Raw genomic sequence first — 20,624 nt, forward strand, 5'->3', positions numbered from 1 at the left:
CTTGCGACCCTGCAAAAGGAAACGAACCCGTCATGATTTTGCCTTGGCTGATCCTGATCCCCTTCATCGGCGGCTTCCTGTGCTGGCTGGGTGAGCGCTTCGGCGCCACCCTGCCGCGCTGGATCGCGCTGCTGACCATGTCCCTGCTGCTCGGCATCGGCCTGTGGCTGTGGGGTAACGGCGACTACACCCTGGCCCCCGCTCCGGGCGCCGAGCCTGCCTGGGCCCTGGAATACAAAGTCCAGTGGATCCAGCGCTTCGGCATCAGCATCCACCTGGCCCTCGACGGCCTGTCGCTGCTGATGATCCTGCTCACCGGCCTGCTCGGTGTGCTGTCGGTACTGTGCTCCTGGAAAGAGATCCAGCGTCACGTCGGCTTCTTCCACCTCAACCTGATGTGGATCCTCGGCGGCGTGGTCGGTGTGTTCCTGGCCCTGGACCTGTTCCTGTTCTTCTTCTTCTGGGAAATGATGCTGGTGCCGATGTACTTCCTCATCGCGCTCTGGGGTCACAGCTCGTCGGACGGCAAGAAGACCCGGATCTACGCGGCGACCAAGTTCTTCATCTTCACCCAGGCCAGCGGCCTGATCATGCTGGTGGCGATCCTCGGCCTGGTGCTGGTCAACTACACCAACACCGGCGTGATCACCTTCAACTACAGCGACCTGCTCAAGGCCGAACTGCCAGCCGGTACCGAGTACCTGCTGATGCTGGGCTTCTTCATCGCCTTCGCGGTGAAGCTGCCGGTGGTGCCGTTCCACTCCTGGCTGCCTGACGCTCACGCCCAGGCACCGACCGCAGGCTCCGTGGACCTGGCCGGTATCTTGCTGAAGACTGCGGCCTACGGCCTGCTGCGCTTCGCCCTGCCGCTGTTCCCGAACGCCTCGGCCGAGTTCGCGCCAATCGCCATGACCCTGGGCCTGATCGGTATCTTCTACGGTGCCTTCCTGGCCTTCGCGCAAACCGACATCAAGCGCCTGGTCGCCTTCTCCAGCGTCTCGCACATGGGCTTCGTACTGATCGGTATCTACTCCGGCAGCCAGCAGGCCCTGCAAGGCGCGGTGATCCAGATGCTGGCCCACGGCCTGTCCGCTGCCGCGCTGTTCATCCTGGCCGGCCAGCTGTACGAGCGCCTGCACACCCGTGACATGCGCCAGATGGGTGGCCTGTGGCACCGCATCGCCTACCTGCCAGCCATCAGCCTGTTCTTCGCCGCCGCCTCCCTGGGCCTGCCCGGTACCGGCAACTTCGTCGGCGAGTTCCTGATCCTGATCGGCAGCTTCGCCAGCGTGCCGTGGATCACCGTGATCGCCACCACTGGCCTGGTGTTCGGTTCGGTGTACTCGCTGATCATGATCCACCGCGCCTACTTCGGCCCGGCCAAGACCGACACCGTGCTGGCCGGCATGGACGGTCGCGAGCTGATCATGGTCCTGGGTCTGGCGGTACTGCTGATCCTGCTGGGCGTGTATCCGCAGCCGTTCCTCGACACCTCTGCCGCCACCATGAGTGGTGTGCAGCAGTGGCTCGGTTCCGCTTTCACTCAACTCGCTTCGGCCCGGTAAGAGCGCTATGGAATTCACCACTCAACACTTCATCGCATTGGCGCCGATGCTGATCACCACCATCACCACGGTGGTGGTGATGCTGGCGATCGCCTGGAAGCGCAACCACTCGCAGACCTTCCTGCTGTCCACCGTGGGCCTCAACCTGGCCCTGCTGTCGATCCTGCCGGCGCTGAAGGTTGCGCCGCTGGCGGTCACCCCGCTGATCACCATCGACAAGTTCGCCTGCCTGTACATGGCGATCATCCTGGTGGCGACGCTGGCCTGCGTCACCCTCGCCCACGCCTACCTCGGCGAAGGCTCGAAGGGCTTCCCGGGCAACCGTGAAGAACTGTACCTGCTGCTGCTGATGTCGGCCCTCGGTGGCCTGGTGCTGGTCAGCGCCAACCACCTGGCCGGCCTGTTCATCGGCCTGGAGCTGCTGTCGGTACCGGTCTACGGCCTGGTGGCGTATGCCTTCTTCAACAAGCGCTCGCTGGAAGCCGGCATCAAGTACATGGTGCTTTCGGCCGCTGGCTCGGCCTTCCTGCTGTTCGGCATGGCCCTGCTGTACGCCGACGCCGGCAGCCTGAGCTTCGACCAGATCGGCAAGGCCCTGGCCGCCACCAGCATGCCAAGCCTGGTGGCCCAGCTGGGCCTGGGCATGATGCTGGTCGGCCTGGCCTTCAAGCTGTCGCTGGTACCGTTCCACCTGTGGACCCCGGACGTGTACGAAGGCGCCCCGGCACCGGTCGCCGCCTTCCTGGCCACCGCCAGCAAGGTTGCGGTGTTCGCCGTGGTCGTGCGCCTGTTCATGCTCTCCCCTGCTGCCAGCAGCGGCGTGCTGAGCACGGTACTGGCGGTGATTGCCGTGGCCTCGATCCTGATCGGTAACCTGCTGGCACTGACCCAAAGCAACCTCAAGCGCCTGCTCGGTTACTCGTCCATCGCCCACTTCGGTTACCTGGTCATCGCCCTGGTCGCCAGCAAGGGCCTGGCCCTGGAAGCCATGGGCGTGTACCTGGTCACCTACGTGATCACCAGCCTGGGCGCCTTCGGCGTCATCACCCTGATGTCCTCGCCTTACGGCGGCCGTGACGCCGATGCACTGTACGAGTACCGCGGCCTGTTCTGGCGCCGTCCGTACCTGACTGCGGTACTGACCGTGATGATGCTGTCGCTGGCGGGCATCCCGCTGACCGCCGGCTTCATCGGCAAGTTCTACATCATTGCCACTGGCGTCGAGTCGCACCTGTGGTGGCTGGTCGGTGCGCTGGTGATCGGTAGCGCCATCGGTGTCTACTACTACCTGCGCGTCATGGTCACCCTGTACCTGGTCGAGCCGAACCTGCGTCGCCACGACGCCCCGCTGAAGTGGGAACAGCGCACCGGCGGCGTCATGCTGCTGGCCATCGCCATTCTCGCCTTCGTGCTGGGTGTGTACCCGCAACCGCTGCTGGAAATGGTCCAGCAAGCCGGCCTGCAACTGATCGGCTGATCGCCCCGGCAAAACAAGACACCCCGCTCATGCGGGGTGTTTTTTTATCTGCGCGCTTTTTATCCGTGAGCATGAAGGCTCATTTACCGGGATTGTCCTGCGCGGACCCCGGCAGCGCTGCCTTGCGTAAATCACCATTGGCCGAAGGCAGGTACACTTCCGGGTTGGGCATGCCGCTGGGCGAGAGTTCATGGGTCATTTCGAACTCGGCGCGCACCGACCAGCCACATGCCTCGGTGGTGCATTGCAAATAGGCGATCCGCAGGAAAATATGACGCCCTTCACTGGTGCGTATGCGCATCCGGCTGTGGCAATGCGGGCAAACCAGCTTGTATGTACTCACGGCAAGTACCTGCAAGCATTGTTCAGGCTTACCTTCTGTGAGAATAGTCGTCCGATTTTATCAGTATTGGCTGCATATATAGGTGTATTCTTCAGTTTGATGCTTCTCATTGCAGGAACGCTCCTTAAAACGCAGGGCTGTATTCATAACGAGTAGTTTAAGCCCATGGAATATCATTAAACCAGTCATGGATATTTGTTATGAGTACCCACGTACTTGCTTCGGTGCTGACACGGCTGAAGCTTCTGACCGCTACGGAATCCGACGCCGAGCTGTCCAGAGCGCTTTCGATCAGCCCGCAGACATTGAGCAGCTGGAAGGTGCGCGACAGCATTCCTTATTCACTTTGCATAGACATCGCCAGGCAATACGCATGCTCATTGGACTGGCTTCTGCTGGGTGAACCCGAACGACATCGCGCAGGCCTGGACGAAGACGGCTGGGAACACGACATGCTCGCGCGCCTGCGCACCTTGTCGCTTGCCGATCGCCAGGCCGTTCTCCTGCTGGTCCAGGACAAGCAACGCATCCAGCAGCTGGAACGGCAATTGAGCGCGCTGACCAGTCGCCCGCCCAATGCCGCCAGCGGCTAACCCCGGCGGCGCCAGCGCTGGATGAGTTCGCGCGGGTCCAGGGTATCCAGCCAGACCATCACCTTGAGGCTGATGGGGATCACCACCACGGCAGCCACGAACGCCGCCATGCCACGGCTCAGCAGGGGCACCAGTGACGAGACCAGCGGCTCGAACAGGTGGCCCACCCCCACGGTCACGAACACCAGCAACAGTTTCTTGCCCAGCGTCAGGCGCCTGGCCGTGTTGGTGATCAAGCGGTCGCGCGCCGCGCTCACCAGCAAAGCCCCCAGCAATGCGGCGAACAGTACATTGCCATCCACGCCCAGTAACTCCACCAGTGCCGGGGCCAGGCTGTCGAAAACAGATTCTTCAGTCATGGGCAGCCCCTCGGTGTGCGGCGGGCAGGTAGGCGGTCGAGCCCAGGCTATGCATGACCGCGGCTTCGACAAAGCGGATATAGCACACCCGCAATGCACGCCCCTGGTCATGCCCGGTCACATCCTCGAGGCGCTTGTAGCCCCGTTCTCGCAACACCGCGCGCCAGCGCGCGAATTCGCGTGCCGCGTCGATGGCCGCGCAGCGTGCGGCCACTTCCAGCGCAGCCTCACTGACAGGCCGCTGCAGGTTCAGGCGCTCACGCAACCTGCCCAGGTCCACCCGTGGCCAGAACGGGTCATGGCAGTCGGCAAAACGCGGTAACCGAGGATCGTTGCCCATGCTTCACCCCCTCACTGCTCGGCCAGCATGCCGTAGCGAATGGCCTTGATCACCGCAGCCACCCGCGTGGGCACATCGAACTTGCGCAGGATGTTCGACACATGGAAGTTCACCGTCGATTCCTTGCACTCCAGGATCTGGCCAATCTCCCACGAGCTCTTGCCGTAGGCGCACCACAACAGCACTTGCCGTTCACGTGGCGTCAGGCGAACCGGGGCGTCCGCCAGGGGTTGCTGCGAGTGTCGTGCGTTGTCAGTCATGTTTGAACTCCACGGGTGATTGAGCGAGGCATCGCTGCCGGTCTGCAATCACCTTACGAAGCGCAGGTCGCCCTGCTCCATCGCTACGGCTTGTAAAGAACTTTCGTACAAAACCGTCTGACGAAGGTTGCGCGATATTTGTCGACTTTCCTCGTGCTCCAAGCGGCATTTCGCTCGTCTCAACGCCGTTGTCCATTCGCCTTTCGCCTGGAGTCGTACAATGCGTTGCGTTTTGCCCCCACCATCCTGCCTCGGCCTGCTGGCTGCTTTCGCTGCCTCCCAGCCCGCCCTGGCGGCACCTTCGGTCGAGTTGGGCCAGGTGCTGATCACCAATGAGGAGCAGAACGACCTGACCGCCGCCAGCGAACGCCTGCACGAAGTGCCGGGCGCCAGCAACCTGGTGGACATGCAGCGTGTAGGGCAAGGCCGGGTTGCCAGCAACCAGGATGTACTTGCCTACCAGCCCGGGGTGTTCGCGCAATCGGCGGGCAACGATGGCATCAAGCTGTCGATCCGCGGTTCGGGCATCAACCGCGCACCGGGTGCCCACGGTTCCGGGGTGTACACGATGTTCGACGGCCTGCCCCTGACCGGCCCGGGCGGTACGCCCTACGAGCTGTTCGAGCCGCTGTGGCTGAGCCGTGCCGAAGTGCTGCGCGGCGCCAACGGCTTCGACCAGGGTTCCCTCGCCCTTGGCGGTGCGATCAACTACGTCACCCACAACGGCTACGACGCCGCGCCGCTGCAGGTGCGCTACGAAGTCGGCAGCCGCGGCTACCAGCACCGGCACATCAGCTCGGGGCAGGTGCTGGGCAACCTCGACTACTACGTGGCCCTGACCGATTCGGAATATGACGGCTACCAGGCGCACAGCAGCGGCAGCGCCAAGGGGGTTGCCGCCAACGTCGGCTACCGCTTCAACCCGAACCTGGAAACCCGCTTCTACCTGCGCTACCGGGAAACCGAGAACGAGTTGGCCGGGCGCCTGACCAAGGAGCAGATCAAGCACCACCCGCGCGCGGCCAACCCGGCCTACCTGGCCCGCGACGACAGCCGCCCGCAACCGGGCAGTACCTGGGTGGGCAACAAGACCACCTTCTACCTCGACGACGATGCGCGCCTGGAAGCTGGCCTGGTCTACCACGACTACCCGATGGACCTGCGCGAAGGCCCGATGCGCCTGAAGGTGGCCTATACCGATGTGAGCGGCACCTTGAACTACTTCCGCCGCGACACCCTGTTCGGCCACGAGAGCAAGACCACCGTCGGCTGGCGCACCACCAAGCACCTGCCCAACAGCGGTGCTTCGCAGTTCACCCGCAATGGCGACGTGTTCGGTGAGCGCACCCGCGACTTCACCTACCAGGGCTCGGACACCGTGCTGCATGTGGGCAATGACCTGGAGCTGGTACCGAACCTGTGGCTGACCACAGGCCTGGCGATGATCTATACCCGCCGTGAAAGTGATGTCACCTACCACCCTGCCGGGGGCGGAAAAGTGAGCCAGCATGACTGGGACTATGCACCACGCCTGGGGCTGCGCTATGACATCAGCCCGGACCTGCAGGTGTACGGCAACCTGAGCCGCTCGGTCGAACCTCCCCATCCCTGGGCCCTGATCTGGAGTGCGCCCACAGCCAACCAACCGATCGAGATGCAAAACCAGACGGCCACCACACTGGAATTGGGCACACGCGGCGAATCGGCATTGGGGCATTGGGACCTGGCGTGGTACTACTCGCAGGTTCGCCATGAATTGCTGGCGGTGGAGATCGTGCAAGGCGCTCCGGCCAAGGAATTCAACGCCAGCGCCACCGTGCACCAAGGCGTGGAAGCCGGCCTCGACAGTACTCTGTGGGAACGTGCCGGTACTGGCAGGCTGAGCCTGCGCCAGGCCTACACCTTCAGTGACTTCCACTACCGCGATGACGACAAGTTCGGCGACAACCGCCTGCCGGGCATCCCGATGCACTACTACCAGGCCGAGCTGCGCTATGACTGGCCGAGCGGTTTCTACGCCGGGGTGAACACGCAGATGGCGTCGAAGGTGCAGGTGGACTACGCCAACAGCTACCACGCCGATGAATATGCCTTGCTCGGCGCACGCCTGGGCTGGGATTCACCGAAGCAGGACTGGCAGACCTGGCTGGACCTGCGCAACCTCACCAACAAGCGCTATGCGGCGACGGTGACACCTGGCTACAACGATGCAGGAAAGGATGAGGCCCGTTCGACGCCGGGCGAAGGCTTTGGCGTGTATGCCGGGGTTTCCTACAGCTTCCGCTAATCCGCTGCGCACAGCTTTTTGTAGGAGCGGCCTTGTGTCGCGAAAGGGCTGCGCAGCAGCCCCGGCAATTTATGTTGCGAAGCTGAAATCCTGGGGCTGCTGCGCAGCCCTTTCGCGACACAAGGCCGCTCCTACAGGGTTCGTGCGCTCAGCGATAATTGCTCAAGGCAGGTCAAACCACCCTGTTCAACTTCACCCAGGAAGCGAACTTGTCGATAAACGCCTGCAAGAACGGTCGGGTCTTGTCACTGAGCTTGCCCGCATCGTCGAACAGGCTAGCCGCGCCGCCAATGTAGGCCTCGGGCATCTGCATGCACGGCATGTCCAGAAACACCAGCGACTGGCGCACGGCATGGTTGGCGCCAAAGCCACCAATGGCCCCCGGCGACACACTGACCACCGCCGCCGGCTTGCCACTCCAGGCGCTTTGCCCGTAAGGCCGCGAGCCCACATCGATGGCATTCTTCAGGCCGCCAGGTACCGAGCGGTTGTACTCCGGGGTAACGAACAGCACCGCATCACTGCGGCGGATCTCGTCGCGAAAACGCTTCCACGCTTCCGGCGGTGCTTCGGCCTCGACATCCTCGTTGTACAGCGGCAAATCGCCAATCTCGACGATTTTCAGGGCAAGGCTGGACGGCGCCAGCTCCGAGAGTGCGCGGGCGATCTTGCGGTTGTAGGAGTCCTTGCGCAAGCTACCGACGACCACTGCTACCGAATACACCTGGCTCATGGCAATTTCCAACCTCTGCTGGGTAAAGGGACGTTGTAGTTATAGATGACCGTTCCTCGGCGCTTTGGTTTTTTTTCCGCGGGGCGAAAACTTCCGACGCTGTTCCACGGTCTATGCCTGCAGACATTTCCCACGTAATTCAGAGGTTTCCACCCAAATGGCAGCAGTAATGGTCGGCCAATTCCACGCCCGTGACGCCGAAGGCCGCATCTACCCCGTGCACGAGTTCCAGGAATCGACCCTGCAAACCGACGGCAGCACGCTGGGCGCCCCCATCACCACCTATCGCCTGGCCATCGGCGACAAGGTCAACCACCTGGGTGAAAACCGCTTCGAGCTGGCGCGCAGCGGCGTCGAGATCATTCGCATTCCTTGATGCAATCCACCGTGTAGCGGCCGCTTTCGTTCTGCAGGCCGTGCACGTCGGCGACGAAACCTGGGAAGCCCTGGTTAAACGCCCGGGCGAAGGCCAGGTAATCGACTATCGAGCGGGTCGCCTCGGTGAACCGCTCCCCCGGCATGATCAACGGAATACCAGGCGGGTACGGCACCAGCATCACCGCCGCCACCCGCCCCAGCAGCGCCTCGATCGGCACCGCCTCCACCTCACCGCGTACCATCTGGTCATAGGCCCGGGCCGGGCTCACGGCCACCTCCGGCAAGCGCGTGAACAGCCGCTTCAATTGCTTGGCCGTGGCATTGGCGCGGTAGCAGCCATGCAACTGGTCGCACAGGTCGCGCAGGCCCATGCCCTGATAGCGTGAGGCATCGGCAGCCACCACGCTCGGCAGGCAGTTGCTCAGGGCGGTATTGCCGTCATAGTGGCGCTTGAACTCCAGCAACTCGGTGAGCAAGGTGCTCCACTTGCCCTTGGTGATGCCCATGGAGAACAGCACCAGGAAGCTGTACAGGCCGGTTTTCTCCACCACCAGCCCCCGCTCCCAGAGAAACTTGCTGACCACCGCCGCCGGGATGCCATGCTCGCCCAGCGCACCGCCCGCGCTCAGGCCCGGCATCACCAGGGTCACCTTCAGCGGGTCGAGCAGCACATAGTCGTCCGCCACTTCGCCAAAGCCATGCCACTCCGCCCCGGGCTGCAGCAGCCAGTCCTGCGCGGCCAGGCGGTGGATGCCTTCGGCGCTCGGCGGCTGCCAGATGCTGAACCACCAGTCGTCGGCGGCGATGTGCTCGCGCAGGTTGGCCAGGGCACGGCGAAAGCTCAGCGCCTCGTCGAACATTTCTTGCAGCAGCGAACGCCCGGCCGGCCCTTCCATCATGGTCGAGGCCACGTCCAGCGAAGCGAGAATGCTGTACTGCGGCGAGGTCGAGATGTGCATCATGAACGCTTCGTTGAAGCGGTCACGGTCCAGCTGGCGCCTGGCCCCGTCCTGCACATGAATCATCGAGGCCTGGCTGAACGCGGCCAACAGCTTGTGGGTGGAATGGGTGCTGAACACCAGCGGGCTGTCTGCCGCGCAGGCCGTGCCCATGGCATAGCGCCCGGTGAAGAACTCGTGGAACGCCGCATAGGCGAACCAGGCCTCGTCGAAGTGCAGCACCTCGACACTGGCGCCCAGGGTCTGCTTGATCAAGCCGGCGTGGTAGCACAGGCCGTCGTAGGTGGAGTTGGTCACCACCGCCAGCTTGATGCGCTGCCCGCGATCACGGGCGAGAGGGTTGGCCTGGATCTTCGCCTGGATCGCCTCGGGGCTGAACTCGCTGAGCGGGATCGGGCCGATGATCCCGAGTTCGTTGCGCTCCGGGCACAGATAGAGGGGAATGGCACCGGTCATGATGATCGCGTGCACCACCGACTTGTGGCAGTTGCGGTCCACCAGCACCAGGTCGTCGCGGCCGACCATGGCGTGCCAGACGATCTTGTTGGCCGTGGAGGTGCCATTGATGACGAAGAAGGTGTGGTCGGCGCCAAAGTTGCGCGCGGCCCTGGCTTCGGCTTCGGCCAAGGGGCCGGTGTGATCGAGCAGCGAGCCCAGCTCCGGCACGGAAACGGACAGGTCCGAGCGCAAGGTGTTTTCCCCGAAGAACTGGTGAAAGGCCTGGCCCACCGGGCTTTTGCGATAGGCCACGCCGCCACCGTGGCCCGGGGTGTGCCAGGAATAGTTGGACTGCGCGGTGTGCTGCACCAGGGCCTTGAAGAACGGCGGCAGCAGGCCGTCGAGGTAGATATGTGCGGCACGCGCCACTTGGCGCGCAAGAAACGGCACGGTGTCTTCGAACAGGTAAAGGATGCCGCGCAGCTGGTTGAGCTCGCTCATGGCTTCGGCGGGGGCGTTTTCCAGGGTCACCTGTTCGCCCAAGGCGAAAATCGGCAGGTTGGGGGCACGCAGGCGGGCCAGGCGGATCAGCTCGGCCATGTTCTGCAGCAGGTGGGTATTCTCGCCGACGCCCTCGGCGGCAATCAGCATGCAGGCCAGGCCGTGGTGGGTGGCGGCGACCAGGCAGGCCTCGGCATGGTCGGCGGCAGCGAGGATGGCAAAGCCGTCCTGGCGCAGTTCCTCGGCGATGCCCCGCACACGCTCGCCAGCGACGCTGTCGGCCTTGATGGCGCGGTGCACGATGAGGATGGGGAACTTGAGGTCCTTGTACATCAGGTGGCTACCTCCGAAGGACATGGCGTCCATTTCAGGGTAGTTGAGGTGTTTGTCTTGAGTGTTGAGGTGGCACGTAAATCGAGCGCCGCCCGCGCGGCGCTTCGCGGGACAAGCCCGCTCCCACATCTGTTTCGGGCCAGTTAATCCTGTACCAGGTGGGTTGCAGCCTTGGTGCATGGCTGGAAATTGATGAGGTGGCCGCGGCGTGCCCTTCGATATCGAATGGAACAAACAAGGCGGACAGAGGTGAGCTCACAGGAGTGACTGGCCCGAAACAGATGTGGGAGCAACTGTCTTGCTCAATTTCAAAAAGCTGGCGCGATCCCTGTGGGAGCGGGCTTGCCCGCGAACACGGGCGAAGCCCGTGCCATCCACCACGGTGTTGGCTTCGCGGGCAAGCCCGCTTCCAGGCGGCTCACGCTGCGTTCTGGATTTACGTTGTACCTTCAGGCTGCGGTAGCACTAGATCGAGCCATGATGTACCCGTTCTGAGCATGGCATTTAACCGCACGATGAACGTTCTCATGCAGGCCACGATAGCGACTTTGGGAAGTTTTCCGCGCTCCCGCAGTGACTGATAACGAGCCTTGAGTGCTGGGTTGTATTTCATCGCCACAAGGCATGCCATGTACAGCGATCGCCTGACCGCAAATCGCCCGCCAGAGATAGAGCGCTTGCCCATGAATTTCCCGCTGTCGTGGTTGAAGGGCGCCACCCCAACCAGGGAGGCAATTTCTCTGGACTCAACCCGACCTAGCTCCGGCAGCAGCGCTATTAGTTTGCCCGCTGTCACCATCCCAATGCCTTTCACTTTGATCAGCTGGGCAACCCGTTCGTCGTTCAGCATCGCGATTTGCTGTTCGATCTCACACTCAACCCGTTTGATCTGCGCCTTGAAGTGTTTCAGGTTGGCATTCAGGTAGTTAGCAACTGCAGTCGATTGCACCTGCTTCAGGCGCCGCAGGTCGTCATCTCGCTGTTGAACCATCCGATCACGTTGCTGAAGCAACTCTCGCAGAAGCGCTCGTTCGGGGCTGACTCGCAGAGAGGGTTGATCTGGAATGACTTCGGCATAGTGCGCCAGAACCTCGGCGTCGATGGCGTCAGTCTTGGCCTTGATGCCTAAAGAGTCAGCGAATGACCTGGCTCGCCTGGGATTGACGCGTATGACCTTGTAGCCAGCGTCCTGTAGAAAACACATGACATCTCGCTCGTAGCCACCCGTCGCCTCTAACAGGACGCGCTTGATACTGAGCTTGCGAAGGCTCTCCAGTAGCGCCTCAAACCCTGTTGGATCATTGCTTAAATGCATTTTGATGCCCTGTGGCCGCACCGCAGCATCAAGGGAGAGACTGGAAACATCGATACCCAAGAAGGAAGCCATCACCAAAACCTCCTAAACTCAACACAGTGAGAGGACTTTGGCTTGGCCCACGCTTGTGATTCGAGATCAGAGCCGCATCCAACTGTTCGGGCTCTCGCCAAAGTGGAACGGTGAATGGCAGCTTTTGCTCCCACACGTGCTCAAGGCACCTACGGCATTCAGCTTGCCATTCACCGCTCTCACTCCAAATTCTAATCCCCCATCAAGACACAAGCGGGCTTGTCCCGCGAAGCGCCGCGCGGGCGGCGCTCGATCTCACAGGCACCACACAACCCAAGGCAAGCAAAGAAATCAGCCAGCAGGTGTCTCGGTCAGAGCCTGCCACATGGATGGCCCACCCGCCGACTTGGCAATGGCCGCCAGGCGCTCGGCATGCGCCTCCAGCTCCTCGGCACTGGCCATGATCACCCGGCCGGGCACACGCCCGGTAATACGGCGAATCTCGCTGCCACCAGCACCCGTCCCTTCATCCCCGGCTTCTGCCCCATGCCCGGCCAGCGACAGGCTGGTCTGGCCACCGGTCATCGCCAGGTAGACGTCAGCCAGCAGTTCCGAGTCGAGCAATGCGCCGTGCAGCTCACGGCCCGAGTTGTCGATGTCGTAGCGTTTGCACAGCGCATCCAGGCTGTTGCGCTGCCCCGGGTGGCGCGAGCGCGCCAGCAGCAGGGTGTCGAGGATGGTGCAATGCTGCGAAATGTCCGCGCGGTCCTGCTGGCCCAGCAAGGCAAATTCGTTGTTGATGAAGCCAACGTCGAACGCCGCGTTGTGGATGACCAGCGTGGCACCCTGGATGAACTCGAAGAACTCCTCGGCAACATCGCCAAAGCGTGGCTTGCCGACCAGGAAGGCATCGGTGATGCCGTGGACGTTGATGGCGCCCTCGTCGCTCTCGCGGTCCGGCTGCAGGTAGACGTGGAAGTGCCGCCCGGTCAGGCGCCGGCCGATGACCTCGACACAGCCGATCTCGATGATCCGGTGGCCTTCGCTGACCGGCATACCCGTGGTTTCGGTATCGAGAATGACGAACCGTTTATCTTGCTGCTGCTCCACGCGGGGCGCTCCAACTTGCATCAGTTACAAAGGCCGGAATTGTACCCCAGCTCAACGCTTGGCGCGCACCTCATCGACCCCGCGGTTGGCCAGCTGGTCGGCGCGTTCGTTGCCGGGGTGGCCGATATGCCCGCGCACCCACTTCCAGGTCACCTTGTGGCGGTTGACCTGCTCATCCAGCTGCTGCCACAGGTCGGCATTCTTCACCGGCTCCTTGGCCGCGGTTTTCCAGCCGCGCTTCTTCCAGTTGGTCATCCATTCGTTGATGCCCTTCATCACGTACTGCGAGTCGGTGGTCAGCACCACTTCGCATTCGCGCTTCAGCGCCATCAAGCCCTGGATCGCGGCCATCAGCTCCATGCGGTTGTTGGTGGTTTCGCGTTCGCCGCCCCACAGTTCCTTCTCGACGCCCTTGTAGATCATAAGGACGCCCCAGCCGCCAGGGCCAGGGTTGCCCTTGCAGGCACCATCGGTAAACATCTCGACGCTTTCGCTCATGTACCACTCATGTTCAGTGCTTTTCAGTATCCGGGTTGGCCGCCGTGCGGTTGACCTTGGCCAGTGGCAGCGGCAGCAGCTTGCCCATCGGCTCGCGACGCTCCTGGCGCAACGGCCGCAGGCCCACCACCATCTTGCGCGCTACCAGCAGGTATACCCCGCCACCGGAGCTCTGCCAGCCGCCGGCCACCCGTTCCCAGCCCGCCAGGCGCTGCTGCCAGGCCGGTGAGGCAAGCGGCGGACGATAGCACCCGAAGCGGCGTTTCTCCAGCGCGAAGCCCAGCAGGTTGAGCCAGTCGCCCACCCGCGACGGCGAGATGCAACGGGCCTTGCGCAAGGCGCCGTGGCTGAAGAAATGGCGCATGCCCCAGCTGCTCCAGGGGTTGATCCCGACGATCAGCAGGTGCCCGCCAGGGCGCACCGCGCTGGCCGCCTCGCGCAGCAGGCCGTGGGGCGAAAGGCAGAAATCCAGGCCATGCTGCAGCACCACCACGTCGGCGGCGTGCTCGCTCAGCGGCCAGGCCTGCTCCTCGCAGACAATCTCCACCCCCGGCAGCGGCGCGCCGAGGCGCACGTTGCGCTGCACCTGGGGCGCGCTGGGCGGTGGCTCGGCGCAGGGCCCGTAGTGCACAAGGTAACCCCCGAAGAAGCGCCCGAGCTCTTCTTCCAGCAGTTTTTCCTCCTCCTTGAGCATCAGTTGGCCGAGTGGGCCGTTGAACCACTCACGGGCCAGGCTGATCAGCTTGACCCAGTCCGGGTCGGCCTGGGCAAAGGCTTGGTCGGTCATTGCGCTCTCCCTCGAAGGTTCTCGCACCGCGCCATCGCGGATAAGATGCCTTCATGTGCCACGCTAGGCGAATCGGATCCGCACCATGATACAGATCGATGCTCTCCCCGCTTTCTCCGACAACTACATCTGGTTGTTACAGGATACTGCCAAACGCCGCTGCGCGGTGGTCGATCCGGGTGACGCCGGCCCAGTGGAACGCTGGCTGTCGGCCAACCCCGGCTGGGTACTGAGTGACATCCTGGTCACCCACCACCACAACGACCACGTCGGCGGCGTGGAACGGCTCAAGCAACTGACCGGCGCGCGGGTCTGCGGCCCGGCCCACGAGCGCATTCCCTGCCGTGACCTGGCGCTGGACGAAGGTGACCAGGTGACCGTGCTGGGCGTGACCTTCCAGGTGCTGGCCGTGCCCGGCCATACCCTGGGGCATATCGCCTTGTTCAGCGACCAGCCGGCAACGCCGGTGCTGTTCAGTGGCGACACGCTGTTCGCCGCCGGTTGCGGGCGCATGTTCGAAGGCACCCCCGAACAGATGCAGCCAGCCCTCGCCCGCCTGGCAGCCCTGCCAGAGCAGACCGAGGTGTACTGCGCCCACGAATACACCCTGAGCAACCTGCGTTTCGCCAAGGCGGTGGAACCCGACAACCCGCACGTTCAGCAGCGGTTCGAGGACGTTACCCGTTTGCGTGCCGACAATCGCATCACATTGCCATCAACAATCGGTTTGGAGCGCCTGACCAACCCCTTCCTGCGCACCTCTGAAACATTAGTTAAACAAAAAGCAGACGAATGGAAGGGACATTCAAACCCCTCGCATGTCGCTGTTTTTGCTGCCTTGAGGTCTTGGAAGGACACCTTCTGATAACCTCAAGATATATCGCAAGCGATGGTCAAAGGTTGACCAGGCCCGGAGCGGTTTCTAGAATCGCCGAAATTTTTCGCCCGGAAACCTGTGTCAGCCGATGTCTTCACGTAGCCGCAGAACCTCTCATTCCGTCGCCCTGACGCGCCTGGCCCAAATCAGTGCGCTGGCCCTGGCCGCCACTTTGGTGGGCTGCCAGAGCACCCGTCAGCTCGACGAATCCGATAGCGTTCGCGCGCACAACTACCAGGCGCGGATCAAGCACAAGCCTTCACCGCTGCTGGTCAAGCCGGCCGAGCAGGCACCACAGGACGTGTGGGAACGCATGCGCCAGGGCTTTGCCCTGCAGGACAACATCGACGTCAACCCGCGCATCGAGCAGCAGCGCCTGTGGTTCGCCAGCAACCCAAGCTACATCGAAAGCGCCGGCGAGCGTGGCAGCCTCTACCTGCACTACATCGTCGAGCGCCTCGAAGAACGCGACATGCCGCTGGAGCTGGCCCTGCTGCCAGCCATCGAAAGCGCCTACAACCCGATGGCCTACTCGCGCGCCCATGCCGCGGGGATGTGGCAGTTCATTCCGTCCACCGGCCGCCACTTCAACCTGCGCCAGACCAACTTCTACGATGGCCGTCGCGACGTGACCGCCTCGACCAACGCCGCGCTCGACTACCTCAGCCGCCTGCACGACATGTTCAACGGTGACTGGCTGCTGGCCCTGGCTGCCTACAACGCCGGCGAAGGCACGGTCAGCCGCGCCATCGAGCGCAACGAACGGCTCGGCCTGCCCACCGACTACTGGAACCTGCCGCTGCCGCAGGAAACCCGCGACTACGTGCCCAAGCTGCTGGCCCTGTCGCAGGTGGTACTCACGCCGGAAGCCTATGGCGTGAACCTGAACCCGATCGCCAACGAACCCTACTTCGAGGCGGTGGCCATCAACGACCGCCTCGACCTGTCACGGGTAGCGGCCTTCGCCAACATCGACGAAGACGAGCTGATCCAGCTCAACCCGGCATTCAAGAAGCGCATGACCGTGGATGGCCCGCAGCAGCTGCTGGTACCCACCGCCAAGGCGCAGCTGCTGAGCGACAGCCTGTCCAACCTCAAGCCCGAGCAACTGGTCAGCCTGCAGCCGAACAAGGCGGTGTTCGCCCGCGCCGTGGCCGAAGCCAAGGCCCCGGTGGCGGCGCGCAGCTACCGGGTCAAGCGCGGCGACAACCTGGGCGCCATCGCCAAGGCCAACCGCGTTTCGGTCAAGGACATCAAGCGCTGGAACCGCCTCTCCGGCAACAGCGTGCGCGCTGGCCAGGTCCTGGCCCTGCGCGGTGGCAGCGCGCCGAGCGCTGCTGGCAATCGGGTAGCCGCCTCCGGGCAGCGCTCCACGCAGTACAAGGTACGCAAAGGCGATTCGCTGTATCTGGTGGCCAAGCGCTTCAACGTGGAAATGAAGCACCTCAAACGCTGGAACCCGCGCAGCGGCCATGCCCTGAAGCCAGGCCAGACCCTCACCGTCTACCTCTCGCATTGATCCCCGCCTGCCGCATGACGCGGTGGCTGTAGGAGCGGCCTTGTGTCGCGATCGGGCTGCGCAGCAGCCCCAGATTATTGAAGGTGATGCCGATATCGCTGGGGCTGCTGCGCAGCCCGATCGCGACACAAGGCCGCTCCTACAGCTACCGCGTCATTCCCATTGGACAGAAGCAGGCACGCCCGCCAACCCCACCTTCAAAACCTCTCTTTTTCCAACCCCACCAAGCTGTTACTGTACCCCGATCAAAGCCCAACGCCTCTGGATCGGATGCCGACTTGATACGTCCCCTCCTGCTGTCACTCAGCCTGGCCTTGAGCTTTCCCGCAGCCGCGATGGTGAGCGAAAGCCACGGATACGCGCAGTTCGGCACGCTCAAGTACCCAGCCACATTCACCCATTTCGACTGGGTCAACCCGCAAGCGCCCAAGGGCGGCACCTTGCGGGCCATGGCTTTCGGTACCTTCGACACCCTCAACCCCTACACCTTCAAGGGGTCGAGCCCGATTACCACGCCCAATTTCCAGCAATACGGCATCAGCGAGCTGAACGAGCCGCTGATGGTCGGCACCGGCCAGTACGACCCGTCCGGCGACGAGCCGACCTCCAGCTACGGCCTGATCGCCCGCTCGGTGGAGTACAGCGAGGACCGCAGCTGGGTGGTGTTCAACCTGCGCCCGGAAGCCCACTGGCATGACGGCAAGCCGATCACCTCGGCAGACGTGGCCTTCTCCTATCGCACGCTGCTCAAGGATGGCCACCCGATCTACCGCACCAACCTGCAGGAAGTGCAGCGGGTGGACATCCTCGGCCCGCTGCGCATCCGCTTCGTGTTCAAGCGCGCCGGCAACCCGCTGCTGATCCTGCGCCTGGGCGAAATGCCGGTGCTGCCCAAGCACTACTGGCAAAAGCGCGACTTCAAGGCCACCACCTTCGAGCCCCCGCTGGGCAGCGGCCCCTACCGCATCACCCAGGTCCAGCCTGGGCGCCGGCTGGTGTTCGAACGGGTGAAGAACTACTGGGGCAAGGACCTGGCGGTGAACCGTGGCAAATACAACTTCAACCGCGTGGAATACGAGTTCTACCGCGACGCCACGGTCGCGTTCGAAGCGTTCAAGGCCGGCGAGTTCGACATCTATATCGAGCACCAGGCGAAGAACTGGGCCAACGGCTACAACTTCCCGGCCGTGCGCCGGGGCGAGGTGATCAAGGCGCAGATCCCGCACCGCATCCCCACGCAAACCCAAGGCCTGTTCATGAACAGCCGCCGGGCCACCTTCAGCGACCCACGGGTACGCCAGGCGCTGGGGCTGATGCTCGACTTCGAGTGGACCAACCGCGCGCTGTTCAGCGGCGCCTACCGCCGCTCGACCAGCTACTACCCCAACAGCGAGTCCGCCGCCACCGGCCTGCCCACCGGCAAGGAATGGCTGCTGCTGGCGCCGTTCCGTGACCAGTTGCCGGCCGCCTTGTTCAGCGAACCCTACAAGGTCAGCCAGACCGAAGGCCGTGGCATCAACCGCCAGACCTTGCGCCAGGCCCTCGGCCTGCTCGCCGAGGCCGGCTGGAAGCTGAACGGCCAGCGCCTGGTCGACAGCAAGGGCCAGCAGCTGCGCATGGAGCTGCTGCTGGTAAACCCCAACCTTGAACGCATCCTGCAACCGTATGTCGAAAACCTGGCCAGCATCGGCATCGATGCGCGCTTGCGTACCGTGGACCGCGCCCAGTACAAACAACGCCTGGACCAGTTCGATTTCGACATGATCCTGATGACCCTGAACCAGACCCTGAGCCCCGGCCTCGAACAGTGGCTGTACTTCCACTCCAGCCAGGCCACGACCAAGGGCAGCAAGAACTATGCTGGGGTCAAGGACCCGGTGGTCGACCATCTGCTCGACACCCTGCTCGCCGCCCGTACCCGCGATGACCAGGTCGCCGCCGCCCGCGCCCTGGACCGCGTGCTCTCATGGCAGTACTACATGATCCCCAACTGGTACCTCGACAATCATCGCCTGGCCTACCGCAACCGGTTCGCCTTCGTCACCACGCCGCCCTACACCCTTGGGCTGAACAGCTGGTGGATCAAGACTTCGGAGAAAGCCCAATGACGCCAACGCACCGACTGCGCCGGCTGGCCGGCAGCCTGTTGCTTGCCTGCCTGAGCCTTCCCGCCCTGGCCGCACCGCAACATGCGCTCACCCTGTACGACGAGCCACCCAAGTACCCCGCCGACTTCAAGCACTTCGCCTACGTCAACCCTGACGCACCCAAGGGTGGCACCTTCCGCCAGTCCAGCTTCGGCGGTTTCGACAGCCTCAACCCGTTCATCAACAAGGGCGTGCCGGCCGAGAACATCAGCAGCATCTACGACACCCTGATGCGCCAGAGCCAGGACGAGCCGTTCACCGAGTACGGCCTGGTGGCCGGCAAGATCGAAAAGGCCCCGGACAACAGCTGGGTGCGCTTCTACCTGCGCCCCGAGGCACGCTTCCACGACGGCCACCCGATGCGCGCCGACGACGTGGTGTTCACCTTCAATGCCCTGATCAAGGACGGCGCGCCGCTGTACCGCCAGTACTACGCCGACGTCGCCGAAGTGGTCGCCGAAGACCCGCTGACGGTGCTGTTCACCTTCAAGCACAAGAACAACCGCGAGCTGCCGCTGATTCTCGGCCAGCTGCCGGTACTGCCCAAGCACTGGTACGAAAGCCGCGATTTCAACCGCGGCAACCTGGAAATCCCGCTGGGCAGCGGCCCGTACAAGGTCGCCGAGGTCAAGGCCGGGCGCTCGGTGCGCTACGAGCGGGTCAAGGACTACTGGGCCAAGGACCTGCCGATCAACCGCGGCTTCTACAACTTCGACGTCATGACCTTCGACTCCTACCGCGACACCACCGTCGCCCTGGAAGCACTCAAGGCCGGGGCGTTCGACTATGCGCTGGAAGTCAGCGCGAAGAACTGGGCCACCGCCTACGACGTACCCGCCGTGCGCGATGGTCGCCTGATCAAGGAGGAGTTGCCCAACGGCAACCCCACGGGCATGCAGGGCTTCATCTTCAACATCCGCCGCCCGGTGTTCCAGGACGTGCGCGTGCGCCAGGCGCTGAGCCTGCTGCTGGACTACGAGTGGACCAACAAGCAGCTGTTCAACGGCGCCTACACCCGTACCGGCAGCTACTTCGACAATTCGGAAATGGCCGCCCGCGGCCTGCCCGGCCCCAGCGAGCTGAAAATCCTCGAACCGCTGCGTGGCAAGGTCCCCGAGCAGGTATTCAGCGAAGCCTTTCACAACCCGGTCAGTGACGGCAGCGGCATGATCCGCGAACAGCAGCGCCAGGCCTACAAGCTGCTGCAGGAAGCCGGCTGGAAAATCGTCGACGACAAGATGGTCGACGCCCAGGGCAAGCCGGTGAGCATCGAGTTCCTGCTGGCACAGACCGAGTTCGAACGCATCCTGCTGCCGTTCAAGCGCAACCTCGCCGACCTCGGCATCGACCTGAACATCCGCCGGGTCGACGTGTCCCAGTACATCACCCGCCTGCGCTCGCGCGACTACGACATGATCGTCGGTGGCTACCCGCAGTCCAACTCGCCGGGCAACGAGCAGCGCGAGTTCTGGTCCAGTGCCGCCGCCGACAACCCCGGCAGCCGCAACTTCATCGGCCTGCGCGACCCGGCCATCGACCAGCTGGTGGAACAGCTGATCAATGCCGATTCGCGGCAGAGCCTGATCGACCACTGCCGGGCTCTCGACCGCGTACTGCTGTGGGGCTACTACGTGATCCCCAACTGGCACATCAAGACCTGGCGCGTGGCCTACTGGAACCACATCGGCCACCCGGACGTATCGCCCAAGTACGACATCGGCATCGACACCTGGTGGATCAAGCCCGGCGTAACCCCGGCCGTCAGCGAAACCACTGCGGACGAGGCCGAATAA

19 protein-coding genes are annotated in these 20,624 nt (G+C 63.3%); 9 read left to right on the forward strand and 10 right to left on the reverse strand.

Annotated features, from left to right (window positions below):
• Nucleotides 1–32 precede the first annotated feature (32 nt).
• Both nuoM and nuoN read left to right on the forward strand, forming a co-directional pair.
• Nucleotides 33–1,565: an NADH-quinone oxidoreductase subunit M gene (nuoM, locus tag C163_RS17330; RefSeq protein WP_015271056.1), complete on the forward strand. Its 1,533-nt coding sequence runs from the start codon at nt 33–35 to the stop codon at nt 1,563–1,565.
• 7 nt (nt 1,566–1,572) lie between these two features.
• Nucleotides 1,573–3,042, forward strand: a complete 1,470-nt coding sequence (nuoN, locus tag C163_RS17335) for an NADH-quinone oxidoreductase subunit NuoN (RefSeq protein ID WP_025339926.1) — start codon at nt 1,573–1,575, stop codon at nt 3,040–3,042.
• 79 nt (nt 3,043–3,121) lie between these two features.
• On the opposite strand, the gene C163_RS17340 is transcribed toward nuoN, so the two are convergent.
• The gene (locus C163_RS17340) at nt 3,122–3,385 is read right to left on the reverse strand and encodes an ogr/Delta-like zinc finger family protein (protein ID WP_025339927.1); all 264 of its coding nucleotides are present in this window, start codon (nt 3,383–3,385) and stop codon (nt 3,122–3,124) included.
• Nucleotides 3,386–3,585: 200 nt separating this feature from the next.
• Between C163_RS17340 and C163_RS17345 the strand changes: the two genes are divergently transcribed.
• Nucleotides 3,586–3,978, forward strand: a complete 393-nt coding sequence (locus C163_RS17345) for a helix-turn-helix domain-containing protein (RefSeq protein ID WP_025339928.1) — start codon at nt 3,586–3,588, stop codon at nt 3,976–3,978.
• Here C163_RS17345 and C163_RS17350 read toward each other — a convergent pair.
• From C163_RS17350 to C163_RS17360, 3 genes are read right to left on the reverse strand one after another with little or no spacing between them, the layout of a single operon-like run.
• Nucleotides 3,975–4,337 carry a hypothetical protein gene (locus C163_RS17350; protein WP_025339929.1) on the reverse strand — a complete coding sequence of 121 codons (363 nt, stop codon included), beginning with the start codon at nt 4,335–4,337 and terminating at the stop codon, nt 3,975–3,977. The genes C163_RS17345 and C163_RS17350 overlap by 4 nt on opposite strands.
• Nucleotides 4,330–4,677, reverse strand: a complete 348-nt coding sequence (locus C163_RS17355; protein WP_025339930.1) for a head completion/stabilization protein — start codon at nt 4,675–4,677, stop codon at nt 4,330–4,332. The genes C163_RS17350 and C163_RS17355 overlap by 8 nt, the downstream gene beginning before the upstream one ends.
• A gap of 11 nt (nt 4,678–4,688) precedes the next feature.
• Entirely contained in the window at nt 4,689–4,937 is a 249-nt protein-coding gene (locus tag C163_RS17360; protein WP_003261017.1) for a helix-turn-helix domain-containing protein, read from the reverse strand.
• 220 nt (nt 4,938–5,157) lie between these two features.
• Between C163_RS17360 and C163_RS17365 the strand changes: the two genes are divergently transcribed.
• Entirely contained in the window at nt 5,158–7,224 is a 2,067-nt protein-coding gene (locus C163_RS17365; protein WP_025339931.1) for a TonB-dependent receptor domain-containing protein, read from the forward strand.
• Nucleotides 7,225–7,396: 172 nt separating this feature from the next.
• Here the strand turns inward: C163_RS17365 and C163_RS17370 are convergent, their stop codons facing one another.
• Complete coding sequence (locus tag C163_RS17370) at nt 7,397–7,957, reverse strand: NADPH-dependent FMN reductase (protein ID WP_025339932.1); 561 nt, start codon at nt 7,955–7,957, stop codon at nt 7,397–7,399.
• Between the two features lie 157 nt (nt 7,958–8,114).
• On the opposite strand from C163_RS17370, the gene C163_RS17375 reads away from it, so the two are divergent.
• Nucleotides 8,115–8,333, forward strand: coding sequence for a hypothetical protein (locus C163_RS17375; RefSeq protein WP_003261019.1), 219 nt, complete (start codon nt 8,115–8,117; stop codon nt 8,331–8,333).
• On the opposite strand, the gene C163_RS17380 is transcribed toward C163_RS17375, so the two are convergent.
• From C163_RS17380 to C163_RS17400, 5 genes are all read right to left on the reverse strand, one after another.
• Nucleotides 8,317–10,566, reverse strand: a complete 2,250-nt coding sequence (locus tag C163_RS17380; protein ID WP_025339933.1) for an Orn/Lys/Arg decarboxylase N-terminal domain-containing protein — start codon at nt 10,564–10,566, stop codon at nt 8,317–8,319. The two genes, C163_RS17375 and C163_RS17380, sit on opposite strands and share 17 nt — an antisense overlap.
• A gap of 436 nt (nt 10,567–11,002) precedes the next feature.
• Nucleotides 11,003–11,953: an IS110 family transposase gene (locus tag C163_RS17385; RefSeq protein ID WP_025337292.1), complete on the reverse strand. Its 951-nt coding sequence runs from the start codon at nt 11,951–11,953 to the stop codon at nt 11,003–11,005.
• Nucleotides 11,954–12,244: 291 nt separating this feature from the next.
• A complete protein-coding gene (gene dnaQ, locus C163_RS17390) occupies nt 12,245–13,003 on the reverse strand; it encodes a DNA polymerase III subunit epsilon (RefSeq protein ID WP_025339934.1) in 759 nt (252 codons plus the stop codon).
• A 51-nt stretch (nt 13,004–13,054) separates the two neighbouring features.
• Nucleotides 13,055–13,501 (reverse strand): ribonuclease HI, encoded by a 447-nt coding sequence (rnhA, locus tag C163_RS17395; RefSeq protein WP_003261021.1) that lies wholly within the window; start codon nt 13,499–13,501, stop codon nt 13,055–13,057.
• Nucleotides 13,502–13,514: 13 nt separating this feature from the next.
• Nucleotides 13,515–14,288 (reverse strand): class I SAM-dependent methyltransferase, encoded by a 774-nt coding sequence (locus tag C163_RS17400; RefSeq protein WP_025339935.1) that lies wholly within the window; start codon nt 14,286–14,288, stop codon nt 13,515–13,517.
• Nucleotides 14,289–14,373: 85 nt separating this feature from the next.
• Between C163_RS17400 and gloB the strand changes: the two genes are divergently transcribed.
• From gloB to C163_RS17420, 4 genes are all read left to right on the forward strand, one after another.
• Nucleotides 14,374–15,153 (forward strand): hydroxyacylglutathione hydrolase, encoded by a 780-nt coding sequence (gene gloB, locus C163_RS17405; protein ID WP_025339936.1) that lies wholly within the window; start codon nt 14,374–14,376, stop codon nt 15,151–15,153.
• Between the two features lie 100 nt (nt 15,154–15,253).
• Nucleotides 15,254–16,684: a lytic transglycosylase domain-containing protein gene (locus C163_RS17410; RefSeq protein ID WP_025339937.1), complete on the forward strand. Its 1,431-nt coding sequence runs from the start codon at nt 15,254–15,256 to the stop codon at nt 16,682–16,684.
• Between the two features lie 278 nt (nt 16,685–16,962).
• Nucleotides 16,963–18,792 (forward strand): extracellular solute-binding protein, encoded by a 1,830-nt coding sequence (locus tag C163_RS17415; RefSeq protein WP_218187084.1) that lies wholly within the window; start codon nt 16,963–16,965, stop codon nt 18,790–18,792.
• Complete coding sequence (locus tag C163_RS17420; protein WP_025339939.1) at nt 18,789–20,624, forward strand: extracellular solute-binding protein; 1,836 nt, start codon at nt 18,789–18,791, stop codon at nt 20,622–20,624. Before C163_RS17415 ends, C163_RS17420 begins: the two co-directional genes overlap by 4 nt.

Source organism: Pseudomonas sp. FGI182 (assembly GCF_000511325.1).
Taxonomy (GTDB): domain Bacteria; phylum Pseudomonadota; class Gammaproteobacteria; order Pseudomonadales; family Pseudomonadaceae; genus Aquipseudomonas; species Aquipseudomonas putida_Z.

Bases quoted from the DNA above. Each gene is read 5' to 3' on its own strand.
- nuoM (WP_015271056.1), top strand. From the start codon at position 33: ATGATTTTGCCTTGGCTGATCCTGATCCCCTTCATCGGCGGCTTCCTG.
- nuoN (WP_025339926.1), top strand. From the start codon at position 1,573: ATGGAATTCACCACTCAACACTTCATCGCATTGGCGCCGATGCTGATC.
- C163_RS17345 (WP_025339928.1), top strand. From the start codon at position 3,586: ATGAGTACCCACGTACTTGCTTCGGTGCTGACACGGCTGAAGCTTCTG.
- C163_RS17350 (WP_025339929.1), bottom strand. From the start codon at position 4,337: ATGACTGAAGAATCTGTTTTCGACAGCCTGGCCCCGGCACTGGTGGAG.
- C163_RS17355 (WP_025339930.1), bottom strand. From the start codon at position 4,677: ATGGGCAACGATCCTCGGTTACCGCGTTTTGCCGACTGCCATGACCCG.
- C163_RS17360 (WP_003261017.1), bottom strand. From the start codon at position 4,937: ATGACTGACAACGCACGACACTCGCAGCAACCCCTGGCGGACGCCCCG.
- C163_RS17365 (WP_025339931.1), top strand. From the start codon at position 5,158: ATGCGTTGCGTTTTGCCCCCACCATCCTGCCTCGGCCTGCTGGCTGCT.
- C163_RS17370 (WP_025339932.1), bottom strand. From the start codon at position 7,957: ATGAGCCAGGTGTATTCGGTAGCAGTGGTCGTCGGTAGCTTGCGCAAG.
- C163_RS17375 (WP_003261019.1), top strand. From the start codon at position 8,115: ATGGCAGCAGTAATGGTCGGCCAATTCCACGCCCGTGACGCCGAAGGC.
- C163_RS17380 (WP_025339933.1), bottom strand. From the start codon at position 10,566: ATGTACAAGGACCTCAAGTTCCCCATCCTCATCGTGCACCGCGCCATC.
- C163_RS17385 (WP_025337292.1), bottom strand. From the start codon at position 11,953: ATGGCTTCCTTCTTGGGTATCGATGTTTCCAGTCTCTCCCTTGATGCT.
- rnhA (WP_003261021.1), bottom strand. From the start codon at position 13,501: ATGAGCGAAAGCGTCGAGATGTTTACCGATGGTGCCTGCAAGGGCAAC.
- C163_RS17400 (WP_025339935.1), bottom strand. From the start codon at position 14,288: ATGACCGACCAAGCCTTTGCCCAGGCCGACCCGGACTGGGTCAAGCTG.
- gloB (WP_025339936.1), top strand. From the start codon at position 14,374: ATGATACAGATCGATGCTCTCCCCGCTTTCTCCGACAACTACATCTGG.
- C163_RS17410 (WP_025339937.1), top strand. From the start codon at position 15,254: ATGTCTTCACGTAGCCGCAGAACCTCTCATTCCGTCGCCCTGACGCGC.
- C163_RS17420 (WP_025339939.1), top strand. From the start codon at position 18,789: ATGACGCCAACGCACCGACTGCGCCGGCTGGCCGGCAGCCTGTTGCTT.